Raw genomic sequence first — 3823 nt, 5'->3', positions numbered from 1 at the left:
ATTTTCTTAATTATTTTTTATTAATCAATATTTTATCCTTTCATAAAAATTATCTTCTCCTCTAGCTATTTTCATAACGAATCGAAACGCCAATAAATCTAGCTGATCCTCAAAACCCTTAAATATGAATGGAACGCTCAACCCGAATTAAAAAGATACGATATTAACATCCTAGATATAAAAAATATTCCTAAAATATTAAAAATAACTTCCAATATCGAATTTTCTCCTAATTGGAATCTTGAAGAGCCCGTATATAACTACTACGGGCATAGTGACGTCTCAAAAAAACCCTTATACAACCATTAATGGCATTTTTTGACGAGGGGAATTCCTCTTTATAGCTATTATCGCCTCAAAAACCCTCCTTAAGGTATCATATATGAGTAGTCTATTTTCCTATCCTAAAACCTTTTAATCAGAATATGTTCATAAAGATGGTAAATACACTTTAGAAGAACTCCTTGAAAACAAAATTGCGGTCATAAAAACCTTTGTTTTCTGGGATGCCAACAAAAAACCTCAAGAAAAAGATGTCATTATAAAAGTAAAAATATTCTATGGAGAAGACTTCAATGATAATCGAAAAAAGAAACAGCGATTAATCACTATTTAAAAAAATCATAACATCATCAAACAACCCAAACTAAATCCGATTAGGATGTTATAAAATGACTCCTGATACTTATTTTGATACTCCTTTACTCCAAAACAGATATTTGATTTCTAAGAGAGTTTTTGTTTTGGCATTATAAATGTCTAAAAGCAGCGTAAAACATTTTTTCTTTGTCATCCGTAAAGGTAGTTATCAGGATAAGTGAGTTTCGTGATTTTTTCGAAAAAAGTTCTCGCTAGAGGTTCGTTTTTATTTCCGCGTTCGGTGTATTTTTTTGATGTAAAAACAGTACCAAAAATTTTGTCATGAACTAATTGTTCTAAGGTTCTAAATTTATCATTGCCTGTAATACTGCCGATTTAAGAAGCGTTAATATATTGTTTGCAGTGTTGATACCATTCTTTGGTACGTTGAGATAGTTTGATTTGCATTTTTATTTCCCTTTCTTAAATAATGAGATGATATATTGGCCTAAATAATAAATAAATTCGCTTGTATAAAATAAAACTTTTAAAAGAAAATCAATTAAAAATAAAAGATGAGGTAGGAATAATAAAATAATGCTGAATAAGGTTAAGTTAAGCCACTTATTTTGATGATTAAAGAAAAATGATTACTAATATCCAACAAACCAATTATTTAACTTCGTTAGCCAAGTATTAATTAGGTTCCGCATGATTATTAGTTTTCGTAGTAGTTAGATATTGATAAAATTGAACCACTACTATTCCTTATTTTAGTCTTTGGATGCTCTTAAGTGACAAGTAAAAAGATAAGAATTTGATTAAATAATTAATAAAAATTAAAGGGATTAATAAAATAAAGATGATGTTAATGAATAAAGATGATAAGATTTTTTAATAAACATATATTTTAATAGTTCCTTTCTTTTAAATTTATTTTGGGCAACAAAAAAGACCCTAAAGAAGGTCTTTATGGTTTTTTTCAATAATTTTAATTGTTTTAACGTCTTTAATTGTTTTGCCTTTGCATATGGTATTGATTTCTTAAAATAATTTGTTGGTTAATGTTTTGTATATTATCATGAATTATATCTATTCTTGATGAAATTTGATGCATTCTATTTAAACGTGTTTGGGTATTTAAAGTCAAATCATTAAAAACGTTTGTTAATTCTTGTACCAAATTATTTTTTTCTTCTTCAAGTTGCGCTCTTCTAATATTTAAATCAATTCCAGGTAAAGCGTATATTTTTTGATTGATGATAAATAAAAATACTAAGATAATAAACAAATAAAAAATTATTATTTTCAATTGTTTTTTTATTTTAAACATTATATGAAATTTCCTTTTATTTTTCTTCCTTAAATTTTAACATATTGGAAATTGTTAAATTTTATCACCATTAAGAATTGGCTCTTTTAATATATTTGATTTCTTTGACTTTATAGTTATTGTGTTTATTTTGGTAAATAGATAAAGTTTTCCGAACAAGGTTGAATTCGGTTAGTTCAAAGTTGAAGTCATCCGCTCTTGTATGACTAAGGCAAGTAATCTTTGTGTTGAGTTTGTGATTTAAAAAATTAATTATTTTAACGTCTTTGAGAAGAACGATTAAGAGATAAATTAATTCTAAGTATAGGTGATTGATTTTTTATTTGTTCTAATATTGTATTTATATTTTCTTGGTTTTGATTTATTCTAATTTGTGCATTTCTTAAAAGATTGATTTGTTCTTTTGAAGCCTAAAGAGGTGTGTTATTGATGATTGTTGTCATTTCTTGCATTAATGATGAATGTAGATTTTCTAATTCTGTTATTTCATTATTTAAAATTAAATTTATAGTTATTTGTTGTTGAATATTTAAGTGTCTTTGTTGAGTTCTAATAATTTCTTTATGTATTACTTCGAGTTTATCAAATAAAAGTTTTTTCTCTGATTCTGATACTTTATGTTAAAAAGCATTAATAACTTCTTGTGCTTTTTTTGTTGAGAAACTAATAAATTTTGATAATTTCTATATTCTTCTAAAGACTTCTAAAGAATTATAAACATCATTGCTTGTTCCAGTATTATTATTCATCACCATTACTTAATTAATATTAATAAATAATAAACCTATAAATACAAATAAATACTAATTATTTTAAATTGGTTTTTTCAATTGAACATTAATTAAAAAAACACTTATTATTTGAAATTGATTTTGTAATTTAAACACTATTCTAACTACTTTTGTAATTCCGAAAAATTATTTTTGTTCATGTTTCCAAAAAATATACATATTTTGGGCTCCATTGCCCATATTCTTTAAATCTTCTAAAGTATATTTATCATCTTCATCATCTCTAGTCCCATTATCAAAAAAAACACCTAATAAATTACGAGGCGGATTCTTAATTTTCCAAATAATTGCAAATTCTTCTATGTTTCCATTATAACGCGGACCAGTTAGTGTAAAATCAAAATATTGTTTAAATATTTCATGATTTTTAAGAATATTAATATTTGATACAGTCACATTAACGATTCTCATATCACTAACAAACTCTTCATTAGGGGCGGCCATTACTTGTTGATTATTAACAATTAAAAATAATCCTAAACCAATAAATAAAACGATTCTAAAAAATAATAAATTTGTTTTTAATTTAAACATTATATGAAATTTCCTTTTATTTTTCTTCCTTAAATTTTATCACCAGTCAGTGCTGGTTCTTTTCTTTAGAGCGAACCATCAAAGTGGTACCAAAAGAAAACAACTAATTGAACCAAATTGTTTATTAATTAAAAATAAAAAGTTTGGTTTTTTTATTTAGCCAAACTTAAAAAAGGAGTTTCAAAAAAATGAAAGAACAAGAAAAACAAGCCCTCCAAGATGAAATCAATCAATTAACTACTAATAACGACTAATTTCCAACAAAAAGAAAAAAAATATCAAGAAAAAATTACCCAAAAAGATCAAGACATTACCGAAATAAACCAAATCATAAACCAACAAGCTGAAGAAATTGCGCTGTAAAACATTATTCTTTAAGAATTAAAATTAAGTGATAATTTCATATCTTTTCAAACTAACAAAGTATTTTTTCATTAGACGAAAAAGTGTCTAATGTTTTTTTATAAATTTGCTAATTGAAAAAGATATTTTTTGTAATATTTTACCCATTTTACCCCTTCATATTATATATTTAGGTAAAAAAAGTTAAAAACACTCCTATAATATAAAATGAAAAGAAAATGAT

General features: G+C 24.9%; 2 protein-coding genes. Both read right to left on the bottom strand.

The features are described 5' to 3' along the window. Positions 1 to 1588: 1588 nt before the first annotated feature. Positions 1589 to 1912, bottom strand: a complete 324-nt coding sequence (locus tag RI68_RS00960) for an SVM family protein (protein ID WP_017192143.1) — start codon at positions 1910 to 1912, stop codon at positions 1589 to 1591. Between the two features lie 917 nt (positions 1913 to 2829). Further along, positions 2830 to 3237 carry an SVM family protein gene (locus tag RI68_RS00955; protein WP_017192144.1) on the bottom strand — a complete coding sequence of 136 codons (408 nt, stop codon included), beginning with the start codon at positions 3235 to 3237 and terminating at the stop codon, positions 2830 to 2832. Positions 3238 to 3823 lie beyond the last annotated feature (586 nt).

The sequence above is a fragment of the Vaccinium witches'-broom phytoplasma str. VAC genome (assembly GCF_000309405.1).
GTDB lineage: Bacteria > Bacillota_I > Bacilli_A > Acholeplasmatales > Acholeplasmataceae > Phytoplasma.
Note: the sequence above shows the minus strand (reverse complement) of the source record. Positions and strands in the feature narration are given on the sequence as shown.

Coding starts and splice junctions, on each gene's coding strand:
- RI68_RS00960 (WP_017192143.1), bottom strand. CDS start 1,912: ATGTTTAAAATAAAAAAACAATTGAAAATAATAATTTTTTATTTGTTT.
- RI68_RS00955 (WP_017192144.1), bottom strand. CDS start 3,237: ATGTTTAAATTAAAAACAAATTTATTATTTTTTAGAATCGTTTTATTT.